General features: G+C 51.8%; 2 protein-coding genes. Both read right to left on the bottom strand.

Translation table 11 applies throughout. The features are described from left to right. The coding region (locus ACOJS8_RS01800; protein WP_420146814.1) for a glycosyl hydrolase at window positions 1-2,518 on the bottom strand (2,518 nt) is incomplete at its 3' end. Window positions 2,519-2,609: 91 nt separating this feature from the next. Then, window positions 2,610-3,977, bottom strand: a 1,368-nt coding sequence (locus ACOJS8_RS01795; RefSeq protein ID WP_420146813.1) for a DUF4982 domain-containing protein, incomplete at its 5' end; no start/stop codon positions are given.

Below are 3,977 nucleotides of genomic sequence, written 5' to 3'. Positions count from 1 at the left end.
CGTCCGTCAACCGCTTCAGTTGGCTTTGATTGTCCGTTGTTTTGCTGGCGTTATAAAGCGGTTTTTCGCCGATCAGAACCGTTGCTCCATCGTTTACCAGGGCAACCAGTTTTGCCAGCGTTTCTGGCGTTGCAAAGGCGTTGTTCAGCTGCAATGGATGCTGCCGGGGGAGCACCAGTAATGAGTAACTGGTTTCGGGCGCAAATGAAACCTTGCCGTTCTGCACCTTCGCCAACGTTGTGAGCGCATCCGGGTTAAACGAATCAAACGCATAGCCACGTAGCGGATTGACCCAGTTTTCAGGGTCGGCCATGTTTGCCGAATGGGTTACGCCGGCTGGTTTCTGACGTAGTGGTTCACTCTGATTGGCCAGTCGTTTCGTTTCTTTGTCCACTACGTCCTTCCCGAAAATTCCGGGTAACGTAGCAACCAGTCGGTCGGGTAAAACTGCGCGACGCGGAATGTCTTCGCCTGTAAAAACCGCTACGTCGGCAACGGGTTTGCCGAATTGCAATAACATCTGGCAACGTTGGGCGTAGTCGACCCAGGCTTTGGCCGATTTCCACCAGGGTTGATCACGTTGAAAATACAGTCCCACACCGTCCAGTGTCATGCCGGGCTTGCGGTCCATCCAGGGGTTGTGGGTAAATACGTGATACACCAGTTTGTTGATTCCCAGTGCGTAATTGCGATCCTGTAGCTTTTTGAGCATACCCGGATGCTCGCTCCAGTCCATACGTACCGTGGTGAATCCTTCGGCCTGAACAATGTTTTTACCGTAAATATGAGCCGCCGACGTAGCGTCAAGCATGTCGTTTGGTTTGTCATGCGTTGGGCTGTTCAGCCAGAATTCGCCCATCGGTACATCGACGAGTTTGTAATGCGCCAGTCCGTCACTGGTCATCGTAGGGGCAACGCTTTCTGCGGTGAACGTAGCGCCTTTCTGATGCGCCAGATCAGCCAGCATTTTATAAAATACGTCGACAATCAAGTCCGCTACGGTCCGGCGAACATCGTACAGAACCTGCTCGGATACGGCCATGCTTTCGACCGGAATCCCGGCCATAACGGGTAGGTACGGCATCAGATCGTAACCCCGCCGTTTTTTGAACTCCGCCGGGAATATAGCAGACCAGTTCTGACTGCCGCATTCCCAGCTGTCGACGTGAAAAACCGTTAGTACGTCCTTACTCAGCGCCGGTCCAAGTTGGTTTACGGCTTCGCCAAACCAGCTATTGAACTGCAACGTAATAGCGGCCGGATTAAATTTATCGCATTCAAGTCCTTTGCCCGCTCCGGCCGTGGCGTTGGTGTGTCCTGTCGATGTGTGCCCAATACGTAGTATGGTCCATTCGCCAGCGGGAGCGTCCCAGTTCAGTTGGCCGTCGTCAGTAAGTTTATCGGTGAGATTAATGATTTTGCCTACCGGAATGGCCAGGTTTTTATTAGACTCTGTTTTTGGAAAATCGGCTGGACTCCACCGCTTGCCCACTCGCCAAACGGCTGCTGATTTTCCTTCAAACTGGTTGATACGTGGTTCCGACGATAATTCCAGCCCGACCAGTTTCAGGCTTGGTTTCCATTTGGCCGCATCCAGATCTTCGGCACCCGGCTCCGAGCCGGATTTGTCATAAACAAACCGAAAATAACGGGCGGTTGTGGCCGGAATGGCGTGCGTTACGTCGGCGTCGGTATCCTGCCAGCCGTGCCGGGGTGGTTGTAGCCGCCCAATCGACCGGAAGGTTTTGCCATCGTCGCTTACCTGAATTAACAGTCGATGGGCCTGATAATTATTGCCACCCGTCCTGATCAGAATTGAACGACACGTAAAGGGCTGATCGAATGCGTATTGAATCCAGCCAATAGTATCGCTTTTAAAACTGTCTTTATTGGTTCGGTCGATCAAAAACTGCGGATTGTTACCCAGTTGGCTAGATGTGATTTTGGGCCGTTGGTTCGTTTCGGTTTGCCCCGATACCAGCGACGGAAACGCCAATACAGTTATGTCTTTATAAAAGCCTTCGTTAGTCGCTGGTTGCGGTATTTTTAGCGAAACGCGTTGCCCGCCCTGAATTTTCACCGATGAATGAACAACTTTCTGCATCGACAGTTCGGGCGTAATCCACGGGCCGCCCGCCAGCGCAAAACCGTCGCTTACGTGCATGCCCATTTCCAGGCCCAGTCGCTTTGCTTCCTGCATCGAAAACCGAACCATATCCCACCAGCGCGGGCTCAGTTGCTCGGCTGCTGGCGTAAATACGGGCGGATTTGGAACGCCTTTAATGGGCATCAGATAGGCTCCGCCAATGCCCACTTCTTTCATCGCTTCGAGGTCGGCGGTGATGCCTTCCTTCGATACGCCCCCCTGCATCCAGTACCAGAATACCCACGGTTTAGCGTGCTTCGATTGTTTTTCAACCGGAATAAGTTTCGCCAGTCCGCCAGCCGATTGAGCGAAGGCGCTGGCCGTTGCAACTAAAAGTATCAGTATAAAGTTGAGCCTCAACTTACGTCCCATAATCAGCTTAATTGGAGCAGAGTTTCTTCTCTCGATCCTGCTTTTGGCTTTTTGTCATTCCTCCTGTCGTTGGAATGACAAAAAAACTATATTATTGACTAACCAACTCAATCACAGCGTTCTGTAATCCTTCTGACGTAGCGCTTATGGTTAGTTTGCCTGCTTTTTCAGTCGTCTGAATAATGGCGAGGCATTTTCCGTTATACGCTCTCCGGTAGTTGGCCTTGAACGGTTCAAGACTAGCCTGATATCCATTGTCGACACCGGCAAGCGTGCCCTCGCCCTGAATTCTGAACGTAACGAGATGACTGGCGTCGGGAACGAGATTACCCTGCTCATCCACTACGTTGACCGTAACGAAGGATAGATCTTTACCATCGGCTTTGAGGGTATTCCGATCCGCAATCAACTGAATTTTAGCGGGTTTCCCTGCCGTCACAATCGTTTGTGTCAGAACGGTTTTCCCATCTTTTCGCGAGATGGCTTTCAACGTACCGGCTTCGTACGGAACGCGCCATAGTACGTGCATATCGTCGCCCGATTTTCGTCTGACGCCCAGCGATTTATCATTCAAAAATAACTCCACTTCATCGGCCTGGCTATAATACGCCCATACATCCACGGTCTGCCCTTTTTTCCAGTTCCAGTGCGGCAGCAGGTGCAGCACCGGCTCATTTGTCCACTCCGACCGATAGAGGTAATACGCATCTTTCGGGAATCCGGCCAGATCGAAAATGCCGAAGTACGAGCTGCGTGCCGGCCACGGATAGGGGTGAGGTTCGCCCAGATAATCGAAACCCGTCCAGACGTAGATTCCAGCCATGTGTGCGTGTTTTTTTACCGTTTTCCAGACCGCTTCGTGCGTAGAGCCCCAGTAAGCCGCTTCATTATCGTAGGCCGAAGCTGTCCAGTCGGGGTTGCCATCTTTGAAATTGGCGGGTCCGCCTTTGCCCCAGAAACGTACCGAATCGGACGGCATATCGTAATGACCGCGCGTTTGCAGCGACGAGCCTGTTTCTGATGCCAGTAGGGGTATATTGGGAAATTGCTTCGGTAAATCCGCGTACGCTTCGTGCTTATAATTGAACCCCAGTACGTCCAACGCGCCCGAACGGTAAATGAAATTTTTCTCCGCTACATTCTCCGTCAGTGCCGACGTAACAGGGCGAGTGGTATCGAGCTTTTTAACAAGAGCCGCTAACTCTTTGGTAATGGTAAGGCCCGTAGAATCAAACTGTTCACGGATTTCGTTGCCAATGCTCCACATAAAAATCGACGGATGATTCCGGTCGCGACGGAGCATATCCTCCAGATCGGTTTTGTGCCATGCATCCCAGTTCAGACCGTAATCCTGCTTCGACTTCTTTTTCTTCCACATGTCGAACGCTTCGTCCATGACAATAAAGCCCATCTGATCGCAGAGGTCGAGCAGTTCGGGAGCGGGTGGATTGTGCGCCGT

Origin of the sequence: Spirosoma sp., from assembly GCF_048594605.1 — a bacterium.
In the GTDB taxonomy this organism is placed as follows: Bacteria; Bacteroidota; Bacteroidia; order Cytophagales; family Spirosomataceae; genus Spirosoma.
Note: the sequence above shows the minus strand (reverse complement) of the source record. Positions and strands in the feature narration are given on the sequence as shown.